Below are 24,153 nucleotides of genomic sequence, written 5' to 3'. Positions count from 1 at the left end.
CCGGGCACCGGTCCGGACACAGGGGCCGGACACGGTGCGGTCACAGGGGCCGGACACGGTGCGGTCAGTTCAGCGGCTGACCCGGAGTGCCCGGGACGTCGAGACCATAGTTCACCACCGGTTCCGTCATCCCGTCCGACAGCCGGTAACGCATGCCGACCACCCCGACGGTCCCCTCCCTGAGTCTGGACAGTATCTGCGGTGAGCGGTCGACAATGTGTGCGGCGATCTCGACGACGTGGTGTCTCTCGAAGTCCTCCGCGGTGTCCCCGCCCTCAGCCCTGGCCGCGAGCAGTGACGGGGTGACCTTCTCGACCAGGACCCGCTGGAACCCGGAGGGAAGCTCGCCGGTCTCCAGGGCGTTCTGGGCGGCGTTCACCGCACCACAGTTCTCGTGTCCGAGAACCACGACCAGGGGGACGCCCAGGCCGACCACCGCGAACTCCAGCGATGCGAGGACCGACAGATCGGTGATCTCGCCGGCGGTCCGTATGACGAAGATGTCGCCGAGTCCCTGGTCGAAGATGATCTCCACGGGAACCCGGGAGTCCGAGCACGCCAGCACGACAGCGAAAGGGCGCTGACCGGTCGTCATCAGTTCCCGACGTGCCCCGTCCTGCCTGGGATGGGCGGACTCCTCTGCCATGAACCGGGAGTTTCCCCGGCGCAGGGCCTCGAACGCCCCCTGGGGAGTGTGGCGGGGGTCCGACGTCGCTGTCTGGTCCGTCTTCTCGGTTGTCATGGTGACCATTGTGCCACCGCACAGGAGGCGGTCGGACCTCCGGCTGGTGCGCCGCGCCCCGGTACGGCACAGTGGAGGAATCATGACCGCCGTCCAGTACCCTGTCCAGTCCACCGCCTCCGCCGCGTCCCCTGCCCCCGCCGTCTCCGCCGGTTCTGACGCCACCCTGGGTGAACTCCTCAACTCCTGGTACCGCGCCACTGCCCGTCCCCTGCCGTGGAGGGAGGAGGGCACCTCGGCGTGGGCGGTACTGCTCAGTGAGGTCATGTCGCAGCAGACACCGGTGTCACGGGTGGAACCACTGTGGAGACGGTGGCTGGAGAAGTGGCCGGCACCGGCCGACCTCGCTGTGGCCCCCACCGACGAGGTTCTCAGGGAATGGGCCAACCTCGGCTATCCGAGACGGGCACTGAGGCTCCGGGAGTGCGCTGCGGCGATAGTGGACCGTCACGACGGCAGAGTGCCCACGGACATCGCCGACCTTCTGGCGCTCCCCGGCATCGGCGGTTACACCGCCCGTGCCGTGGCCGCATTCGCCTTCGGTACAGCGGTACCGGTGGTGGACACGAACGTGCGCAGGGTCCACCGGCGTCTCGTCCGCGGAGAGTTCCTGCAGGGCCCGGCCCGTAGCGGGGACCTCGGTGACGTCGCCGACCTCATGCCCTGGGTCGACGACGACCCCGACCTTCTCCGGCGGGGCTACCGTAACCCGGTGCAGGACCGCTCCCGCCGTACCGAGGCACTGGGGATGTGTGCCTCTCTGATGGAACTCGGGGCCGTGGTGTGCACCGCACGCTCCCCGAAATGCACGGTTTGTCCCGTCTCCTCCCGCTGCCGGTGGATCGCGCTGGGGCGCCCGGAACCGTCTGACGCGGACCGGGCCGCGGCCAGGCGGAGAGTACAGAAGTTCGAGGGCACCGACCGACAGGTCCGGGGAAGAATCATGGCGGTGCTGCGTGACCGTGGCAGTGCCGTCGACTTTCCCGACGCCGGACCTGATCCCGTGCAGAGGGCACGTGCCCTGGCCTCCCTGGTGACCGACGGACTGGTCGAGAAGACGAATGACGGGAGCTACCGTCTGCCGCGGTAGCTCCCGTCACTCCGGGGGAGGTCGGATCCCGGTTACTTGGCGTCGGTGGCGTCCACGGACGGAACCTCGGGAACCCCGGGGACCTCGGTGACCCCGTCAGCCACGTCCACCGCGGGCAGCGCCACGGGGGCCGGCTTCGGCTTCGAACCGAAGACGAACCTGGCGTTCTCGGTCCGGGGACCTCCGTCCCAGTTCTCCACGTCGACGGTCACGATCTCACCGGAGTGCACGTTGCCGAACAGGATCTCCTCGGACAGGTGGTCCTCGATCTCCCGCTGGATGGTGCGACGCAGCGGACGGGCTCCCAGCACCGGGTCGAAACCGCGCTTGGCCAGCAGGTCCTTGGCCGTGTCGCTCACCTCGAGCGCCATGTCCTTGTCGGACAGTGCCTTACGCAGCCGGTTGAGCAGCAGGTCGACCATCTCCACGATCTGCTTCTGGGTCAGCTGGTGGAAGACCACGATGTCGTCGATACGGTTGAGGAACTCGGGGCGGAAGTGCTTCTTCAGCTCCTCGTTCACCTTCGACTTCATGCGCGCGTACTGGCCCGCCTCGTCAGTCTCGCCGCTCGAGGAGAAGCCCATGCCCACGGCCTTGGAGATGTCCCTGGTGCCGAGGTTCGAGGTGAAGATCAGGACGGTGTTCTTGAAGTCCACCACCCGGCCCTGACCGTCGGTGAGGCGGCCTTCCTCGAGGACCTGCAGCAGGGTGTTGTAGATCTCCGAGTGGGCCTTCTCGATCTCGTCGAACAGGACCACCGAGAACGGCTTGCGGCGGACCTTCTCCGTGAGCTGCCCACCCTCGTCGTATCCGACGTATCCGGGAGGGGCGCCGAAGAGACGGGAGGCGGTGAACTTGTCGTGGTACTCGCCCATGTCGATGGAGATCAGCGAATCCTCGTCGCCGAAGAGGAACTCGGCGAGAGCCTTCGACAGCTCCGTCTTACCGACACCGGAGGGACCGGCGAAGATGAACGATCCGGAGGGACGCTTCGGGTCCTTCAGACCGGCGCGGGTACGGCGGATCGCCCGGGAGACCGCCTTGACGGCGTCCTCCTGGCCGATGATCCGCTTGTGCAGCTCATCCTCCATGTGCAGCAGACGGGAGGTCTCCTCCTCGGTCAGCTGGACGACAGGGATACCGGTCCAGGAACCGAGGACCTCGGCGATCTCCTGCTCACCGATCTCGGCGACATCGTCGAGCTCGCCGGCCCTCCACTGCTTCTCCTTCTCCGCACGCTCCTCGGTGAGCTTGCGCTCGTCGTCGCGCAGGGAGGCGGCCTTCTCGAAGTCCTGGTCGTCGATCGCGGCTTCCTTGGCCCGACGGACCTCTGCGATCCGGTCGTCGATGTCCTGGATGGCCTTAGGCGCGGTCATGCGCTTGATACGCATGCGGGCACCGGCCTCATCGATGAGGTCGACGGCCTTGTCCGGCAGGAACCGGTCGTTGATGTAACGGTCCGACAGGCGTGCCGCGGCGACCAGGGCGTCGTCGGTGATGGAGACGCGGTGGTGCGCCTCGTAGCGGTCCCGCAGACCCTTGAGGATCTCGACCGTCATCTCGACACTCGGCTCCGGGACCTGCACGGGCTGGAAGCGCCGCTCGAGGGCGGCGTCCTTCTCGATGTGCTTGCGGTACTCGTCCAGGGTGGTCGCGCCGATGGTCTGCAGTTCACCGCGCGCCAGCTTCGGCTTGAGGATGCTGGCGGCGTCGATCGCACCTTCGGCGGCACCTGCCCCGACGAGGGTGTGGATCTCGTCGATGAACAGGATGATGTCACCGCGCTGGTTGATCTCCTTGAGGACCTTCTTCAGCCTCTCCTCGAAGTCACCCCGGTAGCGGGAACCGGCGACCAGGGAACCCAGGTCGAGGGAGTACAGCTGCTTGTCCTTCAGTGTCTCCGGGACCTTGCCGTTGACGATGTCCAGGGCCAGGCCCTCGACCACCGCGGTCTTGCCCACACCGGGCTCACCGATGAGGACCGGGTTGTTCTTCGTCCGCCGCGAGAGCACCTGCATGATGCGCTCGATCTCCTTCTCACGGCCGACGACGGGGTCCAGTTTGCCGTCCTTGGCCGCCTGGGTCAGGTTCCGGCCGAACTGGTCGAGGACCAGAGAGTTGGACTTCTGGCCCGGCTTGCCTGACGGGGTGGAGGGGGCACCTTCGCCGACACCGGCGGTGGCCGGCTCGTCCGAGGCGTGCTCGCTCTCCGGCTCGCCGCCCTCGTACCCGGACAGCAGCTGGATGACCTGCTGACGCACGCGGGACAGGTCCGCGCCGAGCTTGACCAGCACCTGGGCGGCCACACCCTCACCCTCACGGATCAGGCCGAGCAGGATGTGCTCGGTGCCGATGTACTTGTGGCCGAGCTGCAGTGCCTCGCGCAGTGCGAGTTCGAGCACCTTCTTCGCACGCGGTGTGAAGGGGATGTACCCGCTCGGCGGATGACCACCGGTGCCGATGATGTCCTCGACCTCGGTGCGCACCGCCTCGAGGGAGATCCCCATGGATTCGAGGGCCTTGGCGGCGACTCCCTCCCCCTCATGGATCAGCCCGAGCAGGATGTGCTCCGTACCGATGTAGTTGTGGTTGAGCGCGCGGGCTTCCTCCTGCGCCAGCACGACGACACGCCGTGCCCGGTCCGTGAACCTCTCGAACATGAGCTCTCCCTTACTCGCGGGGTCGGATATGGGCACCACCTTAGTGACTTCCGGACCCTTCGTTGACTCAGCAGTGTCAACACGGCGGAGCACGGGAGTGTTCCCGGCGCCCCGTCCCTGCCGACAGGACCCGTCGTCACAGGTCAGGACGCATATCCGGGACGCCACGGCGACCTGTTCGCCGTCAGCGAACAGGTCCCGGGAAGCCGGAACCCCGGGCGGTCGGAGGCCGTCTGCGCCAAAAACGGTGATTGGGCAAAACTTTCCATTTTTATCTGTAATCTGTGTTACAGAAGGGCGCTCAGACGCCCGTACGTCACTTCCGTCAGCCCCCGATCACGAGAGTAGGAACCATGAACGGATCCGACCCCGCCGTCTCCCTGAAGGAGCTCCCCAAACTCGCGGAAGGCACCCTGCCACTTTTCCGGTCCGGAGTGCTCGGCCTCATGGGACCACTGGCGATGGGCAAGGCACTCAAGGCCATCTACCAGTGGTCCTTCACCCCCGCAGGACTACTCGCCCTCGGCGCGGCACAGGACCCCTACCACACGGCCGTGATCGACGACGCCGGCTCCATCACCTACAGCGAACTCCACGACCAGACCAACAGACTCGCTCAGGCGCTGTACCGCACCGGAGTCCGCGAGCGCGACAAGATCGGCATGCTCAGCCGGAACCACCGCGGATTCCTCATGACCCTGTGCGCCCACGGCCGGCTCGGCACCGACATCGTCCTGTTCAACACCGGCGCCTCCGCCGCACAGACCCGTGCTGTGATGAAGGAGCAGAAGATCGACCTGCTCTTCATCGACGAGGAGTTCATCCCCCTGCTGCCCCGGGGCTTCGACGACTGCCCCGTCGTCATCAGCTGGGAGGAGAACCAGGACTCCGCAGCCGCGCCCCTGACCGACGAGGAGAAGAGACACCGGGCGTCCCTCGGCTACGACGTCATCGAGTACGCGAGCAACGTCGCCGAAGCACAGCAGTCCGACGACCACGCCGAACGCAACCCCCAGTGGCCCACCCTCACCGAGGTGCTGCGCACCTCCCCCGGGACCGAGAAGATCCCGGCCCACCCGAGGAGAGGACGCACCATCATCCTGACCTCCGGCACCACCGGTACACCGAAAGGCGCCCGGCGCCCGGAACCGAAGACCTACCTCCCGGCGTCCTCGGTCATGTCGAGGATCCCGCTGAAACACCACCGCGGCTACTACGTCCCCGCACCCATGTTCCACCTCTGGGGTTTCTGCCAGATCCAGCTGGGCCTCGCCCTACGGGCGACCTTCATCCTCCAGCGCAGGTTCAGCCCCCGTGACGCCGTGAAACTCATCGAGGCGAACCGGCCGGACACCATAGCCATCGTCCCCACCCAGCTGCGCCGCCTGCTGGAGGCGGTACCCGAGAATTTCAGCCCCGGCGTCCGCAACATCGTCGCCTGCGGTGAAGCCCTGCCCGCCCGTGTCATCCGCGACACCCACGAGAAGTTCGGCAAGGTCCTGTACAACCTCTACGGGTCCACCGAGGTCTCCTGGGCGTCCATCGCCACCCCCGAGGAACTCGAGGCCCATCCGACAACCGCCGGCAAGGCCCCGATGGCCACGGTCCTGAAAGTCGTCGACGACGAGGGCAACGATCTTCCCGAAGGTGAGATCGGCCGGGTCTTCGTCGGCAACGACCTGCTCTTCGACGGCTACACCCGCCCCGGTGTCGACAAGGAGAACCTCCACGGCCTCGTCGCCACCGGCGACCTCGGCTACTTCCGGGACGGCCTGTTCTACCTCGCCGGACGCAGCGACGACATGATCGTCTCCGGTGGTGAGAACGTGTACCCGCAGGAGGCGGAGGACGTCATCGCCGACATGCCGGAGGTCTACGAGGTCGCGGTCCACGGCGTCCCCGACCCCGACTTCGGGCAGGCACTGGCCTGCTACGTCGTGCTCAACGACGGGGAACAGGAGGAAGGTTTCGCGGAGAAGGCGAAACTCGCCGTGAAAGCGAAACTGGCACGCCACAACGTGCCCCGCTACTTCGTGTTCATGGACGTGCTGCCCCGCAACGCCGTCGGCAAGATCGTCCCGAGACTGCTGCCCGACGTCGACAACGGGATGCAGGACGGGGACTGATCCCGGGAAGGCCCGCCCCCGGGAGGAAGGACGCCGTCAGCTCGGCCCCAGGCGACGGTCCACCCACCTGCCGATCAACCGCATCACCAGCAGGTACGGGACACGGGTGAAGCGCTTCGAGTACCACGACAGTGTGGCGAAGGCGTCCGGGGTCACAGTCACCCGGCGCGCGTCCGCACCCCGCACCCCCCGGCGAGCGACCGTGGCCGCGTCCAGCCAGGTGTACTTCAGCAGGGAACGGGCCACCCGGTCGGCCGAGGCGTCGTCACCGGTGAGTGAACCGGCCAGACCCGAGCGGAAGAACTGGGGGCAGACGGTCGTGACGCTGATCCCCCGGCACCTCAGTTCCCCGTCAAGGGTCTCACCCAGTGCCACGGTCGCGGCCTTGGTGGCGTTGTAGGCCGCCATCGACGGCGCGTGGACCAGCCCCGCCAGGGAGGCGGTCAGCACGATCTGCCCTCCCCCGCCCATCCTCGGCAGCATCGCACGGACCCCCCGCACCGAACCCAGCAGGTTGATGTCCAGGGCACGTCGCCAGGTCGCCAGGGACGTCCCGGTGATCCTTCCGCCGACACCGATACCGGCATTGCTCACCAGCACGTCGAGGGAGCCGACCTCCTGCGCGGCGGCGGCCCAGTCAGCTTCATCGGTCACGTCGAGTTTCCGGTAGCTCCAGTCCCCGGACAGTGCGGTCACCGGTGACGGAGGAGTCTCGTGGATGTCGGTCAACGTCACCCGGTCCCCGCGACCCAGGTACACCCGGGCGAACTCCAGGCCCAGACCCGAGGCCGCACCGGTGACCAGCACACGGCGTGGACGGCCGGTGGACCGTCCGGCGCCCCTGTGGAACACCCGAGGCGCCCTCACAGTGCCGCCCCCGCCATGTCACTGCGGCGGATCTGCCCCGCGCCGACCCCGGCGAGGAATCTGCGGTACTCGTCGGCGAACTCCTCCGGATACTCGAGCTGCGGCATGTGACCGCAGTTGTCGAAGACCACGGCGTCCGCAACCTGTATCTTTTCGAGGGCCCGGCGGAAGTCACCGTAGGGCAGGATCAGGTCGTCGGCGCCCCATGCGAGCATGACGGGGATCCGGTCCCCGACCGCCCGGGTGAAACGGTCGAGCAGGTCTCTGCGCCATCCGGGTCGGATACCCGCCGGGCTACCGAGGTGCCTCACCATCCTGTGGTAGGTGCGGGCGCGGCCCGGATTCGCCGCGACCCTGCCCGCGACCCTGAGCCGGTGGGCGGTGACCGCTCCCCGCCGGCGGAGGATGAGATGCTCCACCGGGCGGTACACGACCGGCAGGCGGGTGGCGGCCGCGTTGATCAGGCCGAGTACCGGTACGGCGAGGAGCCTGAGCAGCGGGGTCGTCCCGGAGCCGAAGCCTGCCGGGTCCACCAGTGCCACGCTGGAGACCAGGTGGGGACGTTGAGCAGTCATCTCCATCGCCAGTGCGCCACCGAGCGAGTTCCCCAGAAGGGAGACGGGGGCGGGACTGTCTGTGGCGTCCTGCCCGTCGACGGCGTCCAGGGCCGCCCAGATGAGTCCGGCGGTGTCGGCGAGAGTGACGTCCCGGGGCGGTTCACTGAGCCCGAAGCCCGGCACGTCGACGGCGATGCAGGCGAGGTCACCGCCGGTGGAGCCGGTGGAGCCGGTGGAGCCGGTTCTTCCTGCCAGGGCGACCAGGTCGTCCCAGTCCTCGAGGGAACGTCCGATCCCGTGGATCATCACCACGGTGGTGCCGGCGGTGCGGAAGTCTCCCCCGGTGCCGGTGCGTCGGATCCTGACGGTCCGACCGGCGACGGTGACTGTCTCGGTGGGTGGGAGGTCGCCCAGGTCCGTCGGCCTGAAAGGTGCGGCCGACCCGACTGACCTGACCACCGGCCCCGGGGAGCATGCCCCGGCACACTGCAGGGCCCTGTCGCCGAAAGCCATGTCCCTGCGCTGGTCGCCGAATGCCAGCTCGGGCAGCTCGGTGAGGTAGTTCTGGGTGTAGTGCCACGGTGAGTGGTCGCCCTGGGTGGGGAAACGGTGGATTCCGCGGCGGATGTAGCCCGCGTCGAACTCGAGCATCGGCCGGTCGTGGCGTCCCGGGGGAAGTACCGGACAGTAGTACCGTTCGCCTGTACCCCACAGTCTGACCATGTAGCGGGAGACCATGTCGGAGCGCAGGGTCCAGGACGCGTTGATGTATCCCACGGTGAAGCTGAAGTTGGGCAGTCCCGCCAGCATGATCCCCCGGTAGAACACCCGTTCCCTGAGGTCGAGAGGTTCACCGTCGATGCTCAGCGTCCCTCCCCCGAACGCCTCGAGTTCCAGACCGGTGGCGGTCACGATGATGTCGGCGGGCAGTGTCTTCCCGGAGCCGAGGAGGATTCCCCCGGAGGTGAATCTGTCGACAGTGTCCGTGACGACGTCGGCGTTGCCTTTCAGCGCGGTGAAGAAGTCACCGTCGGGAGCCTTGCACACCCTCTGGTCCCAGGGACTGTAGCGGGGTGTGAAGTGCCGGTCGATCTCCTCTGCGGACAGGTACCTGCGCTGCATGAGCCGGAGGACCCTGCGGAACGCCCCCGGCGCCCGCTGCGCGAGGGTGTACTGGGCCATGTCCCTGGCCGCGTGGTTGAGCCGTGCCGCGCGGTAGGCGGCGGACGGGGGAAGCAGGTGTCTCCACACCGCGCTGATGATGTCCACCGAGGGCATGGGTGCGATGTAGCTGGGACTGCGCTGCAGCATAGTCACCCGGGCCCCGGCCTTCTCGAGGGCGGGAAGGAGGGTCACGGCGGTCGCACCGGAGCCGATGACGACGATCCGACGGCCGCGGCAGTCCAGGTTCTCCGGCCATTCCTGCGGGTGGATGACCTGTCCGGCGAAGTCCTTTTCACCGGGGAAGGTGGGCCGGTGGCCTGCGCCGTGGGAGTAGTAGCCGGAGGCGTAGTGGACCCGTCGGGCCCAGATGGTGCGTTCCCCGTCCCCGGTGACCGAGGTGACCGCGTAGAGGTTCCGGTCGGTGCGCCAGTCGGAGTCCCGGATCCAGGATCCTGTCCTCAGTCTCTCCAGTGCCCCGCTGTCCCTGGCCACGTCCCTGATGTACTCCCTGATGTCCGCACCCTGTCCGAGGGTGCCCCGGTGGGGCCAGGGTCGGAACGGGAATCCGAAGGTGGCCATGTCCGAGTCGGAGCGTATCCCCGGGTACCGGAAGGTGTGCCAGGTACCTCCGAGATCATCGTGGGTGTCGTGGATCTCCCACGTCCAGTCCGGGAAATTCGCGGAGACGTGGTGCGCGAGGTCGATCCCGGACAGGCCGGCTCCGACGATCAGCAGGTCGAGTGGATTGTCCGCAGTGCCCGGACGGTCCGGCGTGTGTGTACTCATGCCGGAAGTCTACTTCACAAAGTAGAACTGTTTTGTGGAATGGTGATTACATGTGCGGATCTACGGACACGCCTGGGGACGCAGTGACGGGGCGACGGGGTGTACGGGACGTACGGGGCAGACAACGCGGACGGCGCCCGGTCGGTGTGACCGGACGCCGTCGTGGCCTTACCCTGGCCTGCTACTTCAGCTGGGACGAGGAGAGGTTCAGCTCGCGCCGGGCGACAACGAGCTGCTGGATCTGCTGGGTGCCCTCGAAGATGTCCAGGATCTTGGAGTCCCGGGCCCACTTCTCCAGGAGGGAGCGCTCAGAGTAACCGAATGAACCCGCCAGCTCCACAGCCTTCAGCGTCAGCTCGGTCGCCATGCGGCCGGCCTTGGCCTTGCACTCCGAGGCCTCCTTGTTGTTGGGCTGCCTGTTGTCCGCCATCCACGCGGCACGCAGGGTCAGCAGGTAGGCGGCCTCCCAGTCGGACTCGAGCCGGATGTACTCGGAGGCTGCGGCACTCTGGTTCCAGGCCGGGGCGTCGTAGTCGATCTCCACGCCGGCGTCGGTGAGGATCTCACGGAGTTTCTCCAGCGACGCCCGGGCCACACCCACGGCCATCCCGGCGACGAGCGGGCGGGTGTTGTCGAAGGTCGCCATGGCACCGGCGAAGGACTTCTTCGTGTCGATCTCCGGGGAACCGAGCAGGTTGTCCTTGGGGACCCTGACATTGTCCAGGATGAAGTGGGCGGTGTCGGAGGAGCGGATGCCGAGCTTGTGCTCCAGGCGCACCAGCTCGAAACCGGGCGTGTCCCGCGGGACGAGGAAGGACTTGATCGCGGCACGGCCGGCGGACTTGTCGAGGGTGGCCCACACGACCACGTGGTCGCAACGCTCACCGGCGGTGACGAAGATCTTCTCGCCGTTGAGCACGTACTCGTCACCGTCGAGCTTTGCCGTCGTCGCCACTGCGGCGGAGTCCGACCCGAACTGCGGCTCGGTGATGGCCATGGCCGCCCAGACCTTGCCGAACCGCTTGAGCTGTTCGTCGGTGGCGACCGCGGCGACCGCGGCATTTCCCAGACCCTGGTACGGCAGCGAGAGGGTCAGTCCCACGTCGCCCCAGCAGGTCTCGATGACGTTGATGAGCGACGCCATGTTCCCGCCGTTGCGGACGGCGCCGTCATCCTTCTTCCTGTCGCTGCGTCCGCCTGAGGCGCCGGCCATGTTGCCGCCGCCGTCGGTCATCCCCTCGACGAGGGATGCCATGGTGTCGAGTTCGACCGGACGCTCGTGCTCGGCGAGGTCGTACTTGCGGGAGATCGGTCGGAAGATCTCTGCTGCGGCCTGGTGCGCCTGGTTGGCGGTCGCCCGCAGCTTCTTCGGGAGTTCGAGGTTGATCATGTCAGTTCTCCTGAATGCTCTGCTGATTTTCGGAACCGGCGGTGCCGGTGGAGTTCACTGTGCGGGCTAGAGGACCACGACGCCCTCGGCGACACCGACGGCACGCAGGTCGCGGTACCAGCGTTCGACCGGGTGCTCCTTGGTGAAACCGTGCCCTCCGAGCAGCTGGACCCCGTCCGAACCGATTTGCATTCCCTTGTCCGCGGCGAAACGGCGGGCGAGCCCGGCCTCCCGGTTGTAGGAGCGTCCCTGGTCGAGCCTGGACACCCCGCGCAGCGTGATGAGGCGGAGACCGTCCAGCTCGATCCTGATGTTGGCGACCATGAAGGCGACGGCCTGCCGGTTGGCGATGGGCTCACCGAATGCCTGACGTTCCAGGACGTAGGGCTTGACGTACTCGAGGACCGCTTCGCAGGTGCCGGTCGCCAGGGCCGCCCATCCGAGGCGGGCCCGGCGGATGATCTCGGTGTAGTTCTCCCCCCTGGTGTCGGCGTCCAGGTCCGCCCCGCCGAGAAGATTGGATGCCGGGACGCGGACGTCCTTGAACAGCACCCGTCCCAGGGATGCAGCGCGCAGTCCCATCGACGGGTCCGCTTCGACGATGACGCCGTCGGTGGACGATTCGACGATGACGAAGGTGTTCACCCCGTCCAGGTCGACGGCCACGACGAACAGTTCCGCGGAGCCGGCGTTGGGGACCATCGTCTTCACCCCGTTGACGACGATGTCGTCCCCTTCCCGCTTCGCGGTGGTCTGCAGGACGAAGGGGTCGAACAGTGCGCGCTGCTCGTTGACGATGACGGCGGACACGGGGACGTTCTGTCCGGCGAACTCCGGCAGGTAGGTCTTCTGCTGGGCGTCGTCGCCGTAGTTGGTGATCGTGTTCGCCACTCCTGCGGGTGCGAGAACGGCGACCGCCTGTCCCATGTCACCGAAGGCGAGGGCCTCGGCGACCATGGCACCGGTGGTGGCGGAGGATTCGGAGGCGAGGCCTTCGTACTCCTCGGGCAGGTTGATCAGCGAGATGCCGAGGTCGGCTGCGGCGGCGAAGACCTCCGGGGAGGTCGCGGCGGCTTCGTTGGCGTCATGGGCGGCCGGCCGGAGCTGCTCCTCGGCGAACTCGCGGACGGCGCCGACCAGCATCTCCTGGTCTTCGGTCGGGGTGAGGTCGAAGAGGACCTTCGCCGGCCTGGCGGCGTCCTCCGCTCCTCCGGCTTCACCGGGCTGCGGTTCCAGCCGCACCGGGCGTCCGGATCCCTTGACCTTCTTGAACTGGCGGTTGATGGCACCGAGGGTGCGCATTCCGCCCCTGGTGGATTCGTAGGCCACTCGGTCGATCTTCTCGCCGAGGCCGTACCGCTGCGCAAGCTCGGAGCCGGTGAAACGGGTGAGTACCCGCATCACGGCGCCGGTGGCGTCGCGCTTGATGGTGTTCAGGCCGGGCGTGGAATCGTTCCGCTTGCTTCGGTCGCTCATGGCGGGCAGCTACCTTTCGCTGTACTCGGACAGGGACGGATGAATAGTGATGATTTCATCATAGCCATTCACCATGATCCGCGTCACAATTCTACGAATCGTGCTGCACCGCACACCGGACCAGACACCCCCGACGGGGGTGGAGCTGCCCCGGGGCCCGGTCAGTGCTCCGGCTTGACCATGGGGAACAGCACCGTCTCCCGGATCCCCAGACCAGTCAGCGCCATGAGCAACCGGTCGATCCCCATGCCGTTCCCCGACGTCGGGGGCATACCCTGCTCCATCGCCTCGAGGAAGTCCTCGTCCAGGACCATGGCCTCGTCGTCACCACCGGCCGCCAGCCGGGCCTGGTCCTCGAAACGCTCACGCTGGATCACCGGGTCGACCAGCTCGGAGTAACCCGTCGCCAGCTCGAAGCCACGGACGTAGAGATCCCACTTCTCCGCCACCCCCGGCTTCGTCCGGTGCTGACGGGTCAACGGCGATGTCTCCACAGGGAAGTCCCTCACGAACACCGGGCCGTAGAGCTGGTCCCCGCAGAGGAACTCCCAGATCTCCTCGACAAGCTTGCCGTGACCCCAGCCACCCTTCTCCGGAACCTCCAGACCGATGAGGTCCGCCAGCTTCTTCAGGTCCTCCACGGAGGTCTCCACGGTCACCTCCGGCACCACAGTCTGCTCCGGGAACTTCCGGGCCAGAGCTTCGTTGAGCGACGGATACATCTCCATCGAACGCCACTCACCACCGAAGTCGTACTCCGTGCCGTCGACGAGCGTGACGGTGGTCGACCCGAACACCTCGACCGCAATCTCCTGGATCACGTCATGGATGAGCTTCGCCCCGGTGTCGTAGGTGCCGTAGGCCTGGTAGGTCTCCAGCATCGCGAACTCCGGCGAATGGGAGGAGTCCACCCCCTCGTTACGGAAGTTCCGGTTGACCTCGAAAACCTTGTCGATGCCGCCCACCACGCAGCGCTTGAGGTACAGCTCCGGAGCGATACGCAGGTAGAGGTCGATGTCCAGGGCGTTGGAACGGGTCCGGAAAGGCCGGGCCGCGGCGCCGCCGTGGAGGGTCTGCAGCATCGGGGTCTCCACCTCGAGGAAACCACGGCGTTCCAGGGCGTTGCGCAGGGCCCTCACGACCCTGATCCTGGTCAGGGCGTTGGTCCGAGCCTGTTCCCGCATGATCAGGTCCGTGTAACGGTGCCGGATACGGGAATCCTCGCTCATGTCCTTGTGCGCCACAGGCAGCGGACGCAGGGACTTCGACGCCATGGCCCACGAATCCGCCATGACGGAAAGCTCACCACGCCGCGAGGAGACCACCCGACCGTGCACGGAGACGATGTCCCCCAGGTCCACGTCCGCCTTCCAGGACGCCAGGGCCTCCTCCCCCACTTCCGCGAGGGACAGCATGACCTGCATACGGGTACCGTCACCCTCCTGGAGGGTGGCGAAGCAGAGCTTGCCGGTGTTGCGGACGAACATGACCCGACCGGCCACCGCGACCTCGTCGGAGGTCTCCTCACCGGGCTCCAGGTAGGTCACCCCGTCGACCCGCGCGACAGCCGCCGCCTCCTCCGGATCCCCGGGAAGGGCCCGGTAGGAATCCCGGATCTCGCGCAGGGTGCGGGTCCGGGGCACGACCACGGGGTAGGCGTCCTTCCCCTCCGCCAGCAGGCGGGCACGCTTCTCCCGGCGGATCTTCAGCTGCTCGGGGAGGTCGTCGGCATCTGCACTCTGGGGGGTCTGCTTCGCGTCAGTCACGGTCCCCCAGCCTACTGCATGGCAGGTCGGACACCGGAGTGCGCGTCCACCGGTGTAGACCACCGCGCCACGGCCGACGCTCGACCAACAGTGATGTCAACTTACAGCGGAATCCGATATCACATTGACGGATAGGACGACACCATGTCTGGCACCCTCGCCCCCTCCCCACTCCCCGATCTGCCGGACGCCGACACCGCCAAGGCCACCTTTGAGGTGGAGGATGTCGAGGAGTTCATCCACTCCCAGTCGGAGTCCGTCCTGCGGCACGTCGCCACCACACACCCTTACGGCACCAGTAGTACCGGCAGCGCGGACGCGGTGAGCCTCGCCGAGGCGATGCTGCAACGGCTGCAGGCGCAGGCCGTGGTGTGCGCCCGCGAACAGATCGTCGACGGCGCCGTGTCGACGGTGCGGACGGCACTCGACCAACTCGAGGAACGCGACATCGTGGACCTCGATCCGGAGCGGCGGGCGGCGATGGTCTCGAACCTGCTCGTCGTGCTGTGCTCCGACTCGCCGACGCAACCGGTGGTCAACACCGGTGGGCTGTACAGCTAAACCGCCGGACGAGGCGGGGAGAGCCGGGGAGAGGCACACACCATGGCACGCAAGAATGTGCCGCTGCGTATCGATCCGGCGGTCTACGAGGCCATCGCCCGGTGGGCCGCCGATGACCTGCCCAGGCGGGGACGTCCACGGAAGGACGCCGACCGCTGAACGCCGGTAGGGTCGGGGCATGGAGTACAAGGTCGTGGAGCTGCGTGAAGGGCTCATCGGCGGAAAGATGTCCGCCAGGAAGCTGGAGAAGGAACTCAACAGGCACGCCGCCGACGGCTGGCGCTACAAGTCATTGACCTCGGTCGACGTCAAGGGCAGGGTGGGGCCAGGCGGCGTTGACGGGGTGATCATCGTCTTCGAGCGGGAGTGAGGGTCCGGGCCGCCCCGCGATACCCGCGGCACGGTCGTACCGCGCCTCCGGCACATTCGCAGGACATGGCGGCCTGCAAAGGGGCAGACCTCTCACCGCTCATCGCGAGCCTCCTGGCGGACGCCGCGGTATCCGTCGACGGTGAGACAGGGACGTGCGCCACCCCAGGCGGGGATGAGGACTGTACCGGATCCCTCCACAGGTCCGGCAGCGCGGTTGCCACCGACCCAGCGGACAAGGGCCTCGAAGTCGGGGACGTGGACCACCTCCCCGTAGACCGAGTCGCGCGCGACGTCGGTGACGAGGTCGGGGTCGTGGTTCCAGCTGAGCCGGGTCCCACCCTCGGCGGGCATCTCGAACCAGCCGGCTCCGAGGTCACGGACGGTGACCGGGACGCACCGGTCGGGGAAGCGCCGGGCAAAGTCGGTGATCCGCCGACTCTGAAGGTAATGGACGCTGTGTCCTGGAGTGTGCAGGGTGCAGTGCGTTGTACGCATGATGCTCCTGTGTTTCGCAGTTTCCTCGCGGACTGTCGTCCAGCGGGGCTGATCTCTCTCGGAGGCACCGATGTACGCGACACGGTTGCCAGTCACTTCAGTCCGTCCGGAGCCGGAGGACGCCCCGGGGTTCCGGCCCGGGTCAGGTGCGTCGCTCAGTGAGCTTCGTGATCAACGTCGACGACGGTAGCATCACATAGACCAAGCTGTCTAGTCATTCTCGGGATGAGGTCAGGCCCAGCGTGACCCTGACCTTGACCCTGACACCGTGACAGGGTCTTCACTGGAGACATGACCAGAGACACGACAATGCCCACCAGCTCCGACAGCAACCGCCTGACAGGTGCCTACACGTCCTCCGACGCCGACACCCGACTGCGCGCCACCCTCGCCGCAGGTACCGACCCGCGGCCCGGCGACCTCCCCGCACTCATCGCACAGTGCCGTGTCGAACCGGACTTCTTCGTCCGAGACATGCTCACCTGGGCCCTGACCCGCCACCCGGTCGAGGACACGCTTCCCCGGCTACTCGATGAACTGCACTCCCCTGTTCCGCAGGCGGTCGCCCAGGCACTCCACACAGTGTCCAAGATCGGGGACGCCCGCGCCTGGCCGCACATCACCGACGCCCACCTCACAAGCGACGACGAGGAGACCGCACGCACCGCCTGGCGGACCGCCGCCGGACTCGCCCCACCCGGTGACCGCGCCGCTCTGGCGGACCGTCTCACCACACAGTTGGGTCGCGGAGACCGGGATCTCCGACGGTCCCTGTCCCGCGCTCTCCTGCTGCTCGGGGATGCCGCCCGCCCTGCCCTGGAGGCTCACACCGCCGACACCCACCGCGGCCACCACGCCCGGGCCACCCTGGTCCTGCTCGACGACGCCGACCTGAGCTTCGACGCCGCGGAGTATCAGACGGCCGCGGTCAGACCCACGACCGAAGGGCACACTGCCGTCCCTGAGTCTAACGGGCCGGCGCAGTAGGCTCGGTCCCATGCGCATCGGCGAGGTATCGGAACTCTCCGGCGTCAGCGTGCGCATGCTGCGCCACTACGACCGCACCGGGCTGCTCACCCCCTCCCACCGCACCTCCGCCGGGTACCGCGACTACACACCGGCCGACCTCGACCGGCTGCTGCGGGTGGAGGCCCTGCGTTCCCTGGGCCTCAGCCTCGCTGAGGTACGGGACGCCCTGACCGACCCCGACATGAGCGCCGCCTCCGTCCTCGACGACATCAGAGCGCGGACCCTCCTCCGGATCCGCGCCGAGCGGGAACTTCTCGACCGCCTCGATGAGGTCCGTGCGGCCACACCCACGGACTGGAAGGACGCCCTTGATGTCACCGCTCTGCTGACAGCTCTGCGCGAGGGCCCCTCCCGCCGCCGGCAGGCCGCGGTCATCCAGTCTCCGGACCGGCAACCCGTGGCCGCACTCGTGGCGTCCTACCTGGAGGAACCCGACGACAACGCCGCCGGAGCACTGCGGTGGTCACTGCTGCGTTCCGGGGAGGCTGCGGTACCCGGGCTCTTCTGTCACCTCCTGGAGCGCATCGGGGGAGATCCGGTGACCGACCGGAGGATCATCGACCTCCTCGACGGGAGCGACGCCCCCGCCGCCACCGCGGCGTTGAAGGATGTCCTGCTCATGAGCGACACCGACGAGAACATCTGCCCTGACACCGCAGCACGGGTGGCGACCGCACTCGCCCGGCGCGGTATCCGTCCGGAGAAGGTCATCGATACTCTGGTCGGCATGGTCCGCGACGGAATCCGTGACACGGAAGCGGCGGACGCACTCGCCGGGGTCGTCCGCGACGACCCCGGCGCCTGCAGCACCGTCATCGGAAAACTCCTCACCACGGCGGAAGACAGCGGCATTCCCGCCCGCCTCCGCATCGTCCAGGCATTCGGCGACATACCCGGCGCCGGCGCCCGGGAGGCACTGGAAAGGTTCGCCGGCGACGAGGACACCACCGTTGCAGGTACCGCCCACTACCTGCTGGGAAGATGATCTCCGGGGACGGATTCAGGAGTCCGGCCCGAGGTTCCGGACCGGGACGGGTCCCGTCAGACATCCCCCTCCAGGCGTGAGAAGATGTCGAGATCGTTCCACTCCCCGCGGAGGAACTCGGCGTCCCGCAGTGTCCCCTCACGGTGGAAGCCGGCGGACAGCGCCACCTTGCAGGACGCGAGGTTCTCCGGATTCGCCCGGATCTGCACCCGGTGGACGCCGTAGTCGAAGAGATATTCGCAGATCAACCGCACCGACGCAGTCATCAGCCCACGACCCCGCAGATGAGGTGCCGTCGTGTACCCCAGTTCGACGGTGGCGGAGTTCAACTCCACCAGACGCAGCTCCACGGTGCCCCCGAAACCTCCCTGGCGGTCCGGGTCGTCGACGATCCACAGCATCGCGCCCGGGTCGTGCATCATCGTCCGGAGGAACAGGGCAGCGTCCCGCCGGGTGTAGTTCTCCGGAAAACCGGTGAACCGCCTCGATCCCGCATCCCGGCCGGACACCACCAGGCCCTCCAGGTCCGTGTCCACCGGCGCACGCAGCCGCAGCACGGCACCGCCCGGAAGATCACCGACGACGTCGGCGGACGGGAGGGGCCAGACGAAACCGGTCATGGAGCGTCAGCATACCCCCGCACCGCCCCGGTCACGGGCGGTTCACTGACCCGTCAGCCAGTCGTTCGGGGAGAACAGTTCGAAGTGGATCCCCGCCGGGCACAGTTCCGGCAGATCAGCCAGCTGGGCCCGGACGTCCTGCAGGAACCCGTTGCCTCCGCAGAGGTACCAGTCAGCGCCGGCCGGGATGTCCCGTGTCCCCAGCACCACCCGTTGGCCACGGCCGGTCCAGCTGAAGTACCGGCGCACGGTGGAACCCTGCGACTCCAGGGCGTCCAGCAGTCCCACGGTCACGGCGCCCTGGGCGAAACTGTCCGGGGAGCGGTCCGAGTGGATCACCGTGACATCTCTCGCACCCGCCCCGGCCACCAGTGCAGCGAGCATCCCGGTCATCGGAGTGGAACCGATACCCGAGCTGACCAGCACCACCGGAACAGTGTCGTCGTCACCGAGGACCAGGTCACCGGCCGGCAGAGTGGCGTCCACCCGGTCCCCGACCGCAATCGTGTCGAGCAGGGCGCCGGACACCTCACCGTCGCGTTGCACGGCGACGGTGAAACCGCGGCCGTCCCAGTTCACCAGGGAGTACTGCCGGAGCTGCCGGGCACCGTCCCCCAGCCTCACCCCGAGAGACGTGTACTGGCCGGGCTGGGCCGCTGCGAAGGCGCCCGGGGCGTCCGGCACCTCGAAGGTGAACTCGGTGACCACGTCGGTGAGGTCACGGCGGGCGACCAGGACGGCGTACCGGAAGACGTCTCCCGGTTCCACGCCCGCGGTGCCGTAGAGGGCGCTCTCCTCTCCGATGAGGACCCCGGCCATGAGCTGGTACACCTCCTCCCACGCCTCGGCGACCTCCGGGGTCACCGCGTCACCGAGGACCTCCACGATCGCGGCGAAGAGGTGGTCGTGCACGATCTGGTACTGGTCGGCGACCACGCCGAGGGAAACGTGCTTGTGGGCGATACGCGACAGCATGTCGACCGGGTCCGGTGCGTCCGGGTCGACCAGCATGGACGCGAAGGCCGCCACAGAGGCGGCGAGGGCCTTCTGCTGTTCACCGGAGCGCTGGTTGCCCCGGTTGAAGGTGTCGCGGAGCAGCTCGGGGTGGGCCGCGAACATCCGGCGGTAGAACACCGGCGTGATCTCGTTGATGTGCGCCCCGATCACCGGGAGGGTGGCCCTCACCGTGGCCTCGTGGGCGGGGGTGAGACGGGCGGCGCGGGCGGCCCCGCGGAGTGTTTCGGCAGCGGTGAACATGGTCGTCAGTTCCTTCGGTTGTTCGGGGGGTGCGGGGCGGGCAGACCGACCCGCACCGGGGCGGGGGTGGGGGCGGGCAGACCGACCCGCACCGGGGCGGGGGTGCCCGGGCCTGAGTGCGCAGGGCCGGAGTGCGCAGGGCCGGTCCGGTCTATGAGGTCTCCGAGGGTGACACCGTCGAAGGTGGAGAAGAAGCGCTCCCGGGCGTCACGGAGAAGGTGCCGCAGAGCGCAGTCACGGGAGGACAGCGGGCAGGCGACCGCGTTCTCCCTGCCGTCACAGTCGACGACCTCGTGTACCCCCTCCAGTTCACGGAGCAGGTACCCGATGTCGGTGTCCCAGGCTCCCTCGGCGAGGTACACCCCACCGGTCCGTCCCCGTACGGAGGCGAGGACGCCGAGACCGGTGAGTCTGGCGACGACCTTCCTGACATGGGACGCCGGAGCAGCGGTACGTACGGCGAGTTCTCCGACCGTGCGGCGCTGCCCCGGGTCAGTGGCACCGGCTGCGCCGGTGTCCCCGAGGATCATGAGGGACCGCAGTCCCAGATCAGCGAACTTGGTGAGGTGCACACCACCCACGCTAGGGCCGCAGACGGAAAAGGTACATCTGGAATACCCTTTAAAAAATCGGTATCTCTGCCGGTCAGGGTATGTTCACCAGGGTCTGACCGGGGATGGTGCCGCCCGACCGGGACGCAGGATTGATCTCCGTCACATTTCGCCGGATCCTGCCCACCGGCCCCTCACCGACGGACCCGGCCCGGTCACCGGGAGGGGAAGCGTGGGTTCAGCAACCCCGACCCCACCGGCACATCCGCCGGATCATCCCCCAACGTCACCTGACGGTTGTGCTCGTCGACGAAAACGACGCGGGGACGGTACCCCTCCTCCAGGTCGGCGGCACTGAACTGCCCGTAGCCGATGATGATCACCAGGTCGCCGGGATGCACCAGGTGCGCAGCCGCACCGTTGATGGAGATCATGCCGCTGCCACGCTCCCCGGTGATCGCATAGGTCGTCAGCCGCGCCCCGTTGTCCACGTCGACGATGTCGATCTGCTCCCCCTCCAGAATGTCGGCGGAGTCCATGAGGTCCGCGTCGATCGTGCAGGACCCCACGTAGTGCAGATCGGCCTGGGTGACCGTCGCCCTGTGGATCTTCGACTTCATCATCGTTCGCAACACGCGGACAACCTTACTTCCCGACCCGGCCGGAGGTGGCGTCCTCAGCGACACCCGCGCCCTCCGCCGCCCCCCGGAAACCTGTGCCGAGCGGCACGCCGACATTGTCGATCAGCCGGGTGGAACCCACCCGTGCGGCGACGAGCAGACGGGCGTCCCCCACCTCAGGGGCCTCACCCAGATCAGTTCCCCGCAGTTCCAGGTAGTCCACCTCGACCCCCTCCACGGAATCCAGCACCCCGCGGGCGGTCGACAGCACCGCCTCCGCACCGTCCTCCGCGGCGTGGGCACCGGCGGTCAGGGCGGCGGACAGGGTCACCGCCAGCTCCCGCTCCCGTTCCGACAGGTAGACGTTGCGCGAAGACTTCGCCAGACCGTCCGCCTCACGCACCACCGGGACACCGTGGACCTGCACCCCCAGATTCAGGTCGGTGACCATCTGCTGGACCAGGATCAGCTGCTGGTAGTCCTTCTCACCGAAGACCGCGTGGGTGCAGTTGGTGACGTGCATCAGCTTGTTGACCACCGTCAGCACACCGGCGAAATGCACCGGGCGCACGGCCCCCTCCAGGATCTCCGCCAGCGGCCCCGGGTGCACCGAAGTTCGGGGACCGTTCGGGTACATCTCCCGGGCACCTGGTGCGAACACCGCATCCGCCCCGACCGCCCGGAGCTTCTGCACGTCGCTGTCGAGGGTGCGCGGGTAGGAGTCCAGGTCCTCCCCCTCCCCGAACTGCAGCGGATTGACGAACACCGAGACCACCACCAGGGCGCCGGGGATCCGTCGGGCAGTGCGGACCAGGGCCATGTGGCCCTCATGCAGTGCCCCCATGGTGGGGACCAGGACGACGGGACGCCCGACCTTGCGCATGGCACGGGTCAGCTCCCCGATCTCCTCGATACCCGTGTAGACGGTGGCCTGGCCGGGGGTGAAACTCACCGTTGCCGCTCCTTCGCGAAAAAGTGTGTGGTCCTGTGACGGATCAATAAGGGTAGTCCCCGTCCAGTGCCCGCTCCACATTGAGGGAGCCGAGCGCACGGGCGGTACGCTGGGCCGCCTCCCGGTATGCCCCGGACAGGCCACCGGCACCGTCGAGGCTCCCCGGGCCGTCGACCGGCTCCGGCGTGCCGATGTCGTCCAACGCACGGAGATGGCGCAGCACCGTCTCAGCGTCATCCCGGGCGACAGGGCCTGTCAACGCCGCGGTACGCCGGTCAAGCGCATTGGACAGTGCCGTGGGCAGGATACGGCGCAGCAGGACGGCAGAGTCCGGATCCACGGGCACCCTGCCCGCTCTGCCCGGCCGGTCTGTCCCGACCGCCCCCGCTCCCCCGTCACCGGGCACTCCCTCCGTGTCCGGGGAAGCCAGGGCGTGGTCAAGCATGCGCAGAGACTCAGACACCAGCGTGACCAGGTGGTTGGCACCGTGCGCCATTGCCGCGTGGTAGAGCGGACGGTTCTCCTCCGCGACCGGGACCGCCACCCCACCGCAGGAATTCACCAGCAGTTCGGCGACAGCGGCACCGGTGTCCGAGTCCGAGGTGACGCCCCAGGCACATCCCACGAGATTGGCGGTGTCCTCAGCAGTTCCGGTGAAGGTCATCGCGGGGTGCAGTGCCAGTGGGAGGGCGCCGGTGTCGGTGACCGGCTGGAGGACGCCGCAACCCGACGCCCCGGACGTGTGCACCACGATCTGGCCGGGGCGGGTGACCTCCGCGACCTGACGTACAACCCCGGGCAGGACGGTGTCGGGGACGGCGAGGACGACCAGTGCCGCACGGGAGGCGTCCCCCACATCCGTCACGTCCACCCCGGGGAGCCGCTGTGCGACCCGGTCACGGGACACCTGCGACGGTGCGACCACACCGTGGATGTGGTGGCCGGCCTGCAGGAGAGTTTCTGCGACCGCTGTGCCCACCGCACCTGCGGAAATGACCCCGACCGACAGGCGTGGTTCCTGTCGGTCGGGGTGTGGTGCTCTGATGCCTGTTCCGGTCACCTGGCGTTCTTCTTCAGCTGTGCCATCAGTTCCGCCACGGTCACCGACCCGCCGGCGCCGGCACGTTCATCGGCCCTGCGACGACCGTGGGGGTCCTCGACCTCCCTGGTACGACGGTGGTGTCCAGCCTGTCCGGAGTCCTCCGCCCCACCGGCCTGACCGGCGGGGAAACCGCCTGCGGCCGGGATGCCGGACGTCTCCGCAGTCGGCCCGGCCGGTGCCGGGGGCTCAGCCGGTGCCGACGGGGCAGGCCGGTCCCGGTCGATGTCCCGGGTGTCGACGACCAGCGGGATCATGCTCGTCTCCTCCGAGTCCGCCCCCGCCCAGTTCACCGCGGAGAATGTCCCGGTGGCGAAACCACCGCGCCGGGCGCCCTGGTGAGGTGCCGCGCCGGGACCCCGGTCCTCACCGGAGACCTCGGGTGCGGCAGATGGGACAGGGGCGGCGGAGGAGGCGGCTGCTCCCTCCGGAGTCCCCGGGGCAGGAGTCTCCCCCGAGCGCCGCTCCAGTTCGATGATCCGCTCCGCCCTGGCCCGCACAGCCACCTGGTCCTCACTGAGGTCCAGACCGGAGAGCTCGGAGAGCTGGGCCCGCAGGGCCGCCAACTCTGCACGGATGGACTCAAGGGTTTCGTCGCGGGCCGGGGAACCGTCGGCGGCGCTCTGTGCCAGAGTCTTCTCCAGCTCCGCCTCCCGGCGACGGTGCTCGGCACGCTCGGCGTCCAGTTCCGCCAGACGACGCGCATCCCGCTCCTCCGAGCGGGTGGTCTCCTCCCCCAGAGCGCCCGAGTACCGGAACACCAGGACAGCGCCGATGAACGCGGCCCACAGTGCCGCGATGACGGCCATGTTGATCCAGAAGTCGTTGTCGACGAAGAACATGATCACGGTCGCCGCCAGGGCAAGTGCCAGGAGCAGGAACATGAGCAGCTTCCACCCTGTACCGGGTGCCCGGGTGGTCTGTGCGCTGTTCGGGTCCGGAAGCCGGTGCAGATCAGGAGACGGATACGCGGAACTCATGGAGCCAA

20 protein-coding genes and 1 pseudogene are annotated in these 24,153 nt (G+C 67.9%); 6 read left to right on the top strand and 15 right to left on the bottom strand.

The features are described 5' to 3' along the window. Positions 1-64: 64 nt before the first annotated feature. Positions 65-751, bottom strand: a complete 687-nt coding sequence (locus BN3906_RS07950) for a carbonic anhydrase (RefSeq protein ID WP_066589537.1) — start codon at positions 749-751, stop codon at positions 65-67. Positions 752-824: 73 nt separating this feature from the next. Here BN3906_RS07950 and BN3906_RS07945 point away from each other — a divergent pair, with 73 nt between their 5' ends. Further along, positions 825-1,832, top strand: a complete 1,008-nt coding sequence (locus tag BN3906_RS07945; RefSeq protein WP_078057284.1) for an HhH-GPD family protein — start codon at positions 825-827, stop codon at positions 1,830-1,832. A 32-nt stretch (positions 1,833-1,864) separates the two neighbouring features. Here the strand turns inward: BN3906_RS07945 and BN3906_RS07940 are convergent, their stop codons facing one another. Continuing rightward, positions 1,865-4,492 (bottom strand): ATP-dependent Clp protease ATP-binding subunit, encoded by a 2,628-nt coding sequence (locus tag BN3906_RS07940; RefSeq protein ID WP_066586897.1) that lies wholly within the window; start codon positions 4,490-4,492, stop codon positions 1,865-1,867. A gap of 353 nt (positions 4,493-4,845) precedes the next feature. Here BN3906_RS07940 and BN3906_RS07935 point away from each other — a divergent pair, with 353 nt between their 5' ends. Beyond that, positions 4,846-6,618, top strand: a complete 1,773-nt coding sequence (locus BN3906_RS07935; RefSeq protein ID WP_066586894.1) for an AMP-binding protein — start codon at positions 4,846-4,848, stop codon at positions 6,616-6,618. 36 nt (positions 6,619-6,654) lie between these two features. Here BN3906_RS07935 and BN3906_RS07930 read toward each other — a convergent pair whose 3' ends face one another. The 5 genes from BN3906_RS07930 to lysS all read right to left on the bottom strand — a co-directional run bounded on the left by BN3906_RS07930 (position 6,655) and on the right by lysS (position 14,624). Next, positions 6,655-7,470, bottom strand: a complete 816-nt coding sequence (locus BN3906_RS07930; RefSeq protein WP_261796919.1) for an SDR family NAD(P)-dependent oxidoreductase — start codon at positions 7,468-7,470, stop codon at positions 6,655-6,657. 11 nt (positions 7,471-7,481) lie between these two features. Next, positions 7,482-9,992, bottom strand: a complete 2,511-nt coding sequence (locus BN3906_RS07925; RefSeq protein ID WP_066586886.1) for an alpha/beta fold hydrolase — start codon at positions 9,990-9,992, stop codon at positions 7,482-7,484. A 181-nt stretch (positions 9,993-10,173) separates the two neighbouring features. Further along, positions 10,174-11,382: an acyl-CoA dehydrogenase family protein gene (locus BN3906_RS07920; RefSeq protein WP_066586882.1), complete on the bottom strand. Its 1,209-nt coding sequence runs from the start codon at positions 11,380-11,382 to the stop codon at positions 10,174-10,176. Positions 11,383-11,448: 66 nt separating this feature from the next. Beyond that, entirely contained in the window at positions 11,449-12,858 is a 1,410-nt protein-coding gene (locus BN3906_RS07915) for an acyl-CoA dehydrogenase family protein (protein ID WP_066586873.1), read from the bottom strand. Positions 12,859-13,019: 161 nt separating this feature from the next. Beyond that, complete coding sequence (lysS, locus tag BN3906_RS07910; RefSeq protein WP_066586871.1) at positions 13,020-14,624, bottom strand: lysine--tRNA ligase; 1,605 nt, start codon at positions 14,622-14,624, stop codon at positions 13,020-13,022. Positions 14,625-14,813: 189 nt separating this feature from the next. Between lysS and BN3906_RS07905 the strand changes: the two are divergent. Both BN3906_RS07905 and BN3906_RS07900 read left to right on the top strand, forming a co-directional pair. Continuing rightward, positions 14,814-15,185: pseudogene (locus tag BN3906_RS07905) on the top strand (SPFH domain-containing protein); the annotation flags it as partial. Positions 15,186-15,363: 178 nt separating this feature from the next. Continuing rightward, positions 15,364-15,555 carry a DUF4177 domain-containing protein gene (locus BN3906_RS07900; protein ID WP_066586865.1) on the top strand — a complete coding sequence of 64 codons (192 nt, stop codon included), beginning with the start codon at positions 15,364-15,366 and terminating at the stop codon, positions 15,553-15,555. Between the two features lie 92 nt (positions 15,556-15,647). Here BN3906_RS07900 and BN3906_RS07895 read toward each other — a convergent pair whose 3' ends face one another. Beyond that, positions 15,648-16,052, bottom strand: coding sequence for a hypothetical protein (locus tag BN3906_RS07895; protein ID WP_066589523.1), 405 nt, complete (start codon positions 16,050-16,052; stop codon positions 15,648-15,650). A 291-nt stretch (positions 16,053-16,343) separates the two neighbouring features. Here BN3906_RS07895 and BN3906_RS07890 point away from each other — a divergent pair, with 291 nt between their 5' ends. Then, positions 16,344-17,039: a HEAT repeat domain-containing protein gene (locus BN3906_RS07890; RefSeq protein ID WP_066586855.1), complete on the top strand. Its 696-nt coding sequence runs from the start codon at positions 16,344-16,346 to the stop codon at positions 17,037-17,039. Positions 17,040-17,049: 10 nt separating this feature from the next. Beyond that, positions 17,050-18,066, top strand: coding sequence for a MerR family transcriptional regulator (locus BN3906_RS07885; RefSeq protein ID WP_066586852.1), 1,017 nt, complete (start codon positions 17,050-17,052; stop codon positions 18,064-18,066). 56 nt (positions 18,067-18,122) lie between these two features. On the opposite strand, the gene BN3906_RS07880 is transcribed toward BN3906_RS07885, so the two are convergent. The 7 genes from BN3906_RS07880 to BN3906_RS07850 all read right to left on the bottom strand — a co-directional run bounded on the left by BN3906_RS07880 (position 18,123) and on the right by BN3906_RS07850 (position 24,145). Further along, entirely contained in the window at positions 18,123-18,686 is a 564-nt protein-coding gene (locus tag BN3906_RS07880; RefSeq protein ID WP_066586835.1) for a GNAT family N-acetyltransferase, read from the bottom strand. 42 nt (positions 18,687-18,728) lie between these two features. Then, entirely contained in the window at positions 18,729-19,943 is a 1,215-nt protein-coding gene (locus BN3906_RS07875) for a globin domain-containing protein (protein WP_066586832.1), read from the bottom strand. A gap of 5 nt (positions 19,944-19,948) precedes the next feature. Further along, positions 19,949-20,515 carry an RrF2 family transcriptional regulator gene (locus tag BN3906_RS07870; RefSeq protein ID WP_261796918.1) on the bottom strand — a complete coding sequence of 189 codons (567 nt, stop codon included), beginning with the start codon at positions 20,513-20,515 and terminating at the stop codon, positions 19,949-19,951. Between the two features lie 194 nt (positions 20,516-20,709). Continuing rightward, positions 20,710-21,129, bottom strand: a complete 420-nt coding sequence (gene panD, locus BN3906_RS07865; protein ID WP_066586826.1) for an aspartate 1-decarboxylase — start codon at positions 21,127-21,129, stop codon at positions 20,710-20,712. Between the two features lie 10 nt (positions 21,130-21,139). Next, positions 21,140-22,066, bottom strand: a complete 927-nt coding sequence (panC, locus tag BN3906_RS07860) for a pantoate--beta-alanine ligase (RefSeq protein ID WP_066586822.1) — start codon at positions 22,064-22,066, stop codon at positions 21,140-21,142. 43 nt (positions 22,067-22,109) lie between these two features. Continuing rightward, positions 22,110-23,126, bottom strand: a complete 1,017-nt coding sequence (locus BN3906_RS07855; RefSeq protein ID WP_078057282.1) for a Rossmann-like and DUF2520 domain-containing protein — start codon at positions 23,124-23,126, stop codon at positions 22,110-22,112. Beyond that, a complete protein-coding gene (locus BN3906_RS07850; protein WP_066586819.1) occupies positions 23,123-24,145 on the bottom strand; it encodes a DUF6779 domain-containing protein in 1,023 nt (340 codons plus the stop codon). Before BN3906_RS07850 ends, BN3906_RS07855 begins: the two co-directional genes overlap by 4 nt. Positions 24,146-24,153: the final 8 nt, after the last annotated feature.

It is taken from the genome of Corynebacterium provencense (assembly GCA_900049755.1).
GTDB lineage: Bacteria > Actinomycetota > Actinomycetes > Mycobacteriales > Mycobacteriaceae > Corynebacterium > Corynebacterium neomassiliense.
This window is presented reverse-complemented; position numbering and strand designations above follow the sequence as displayed.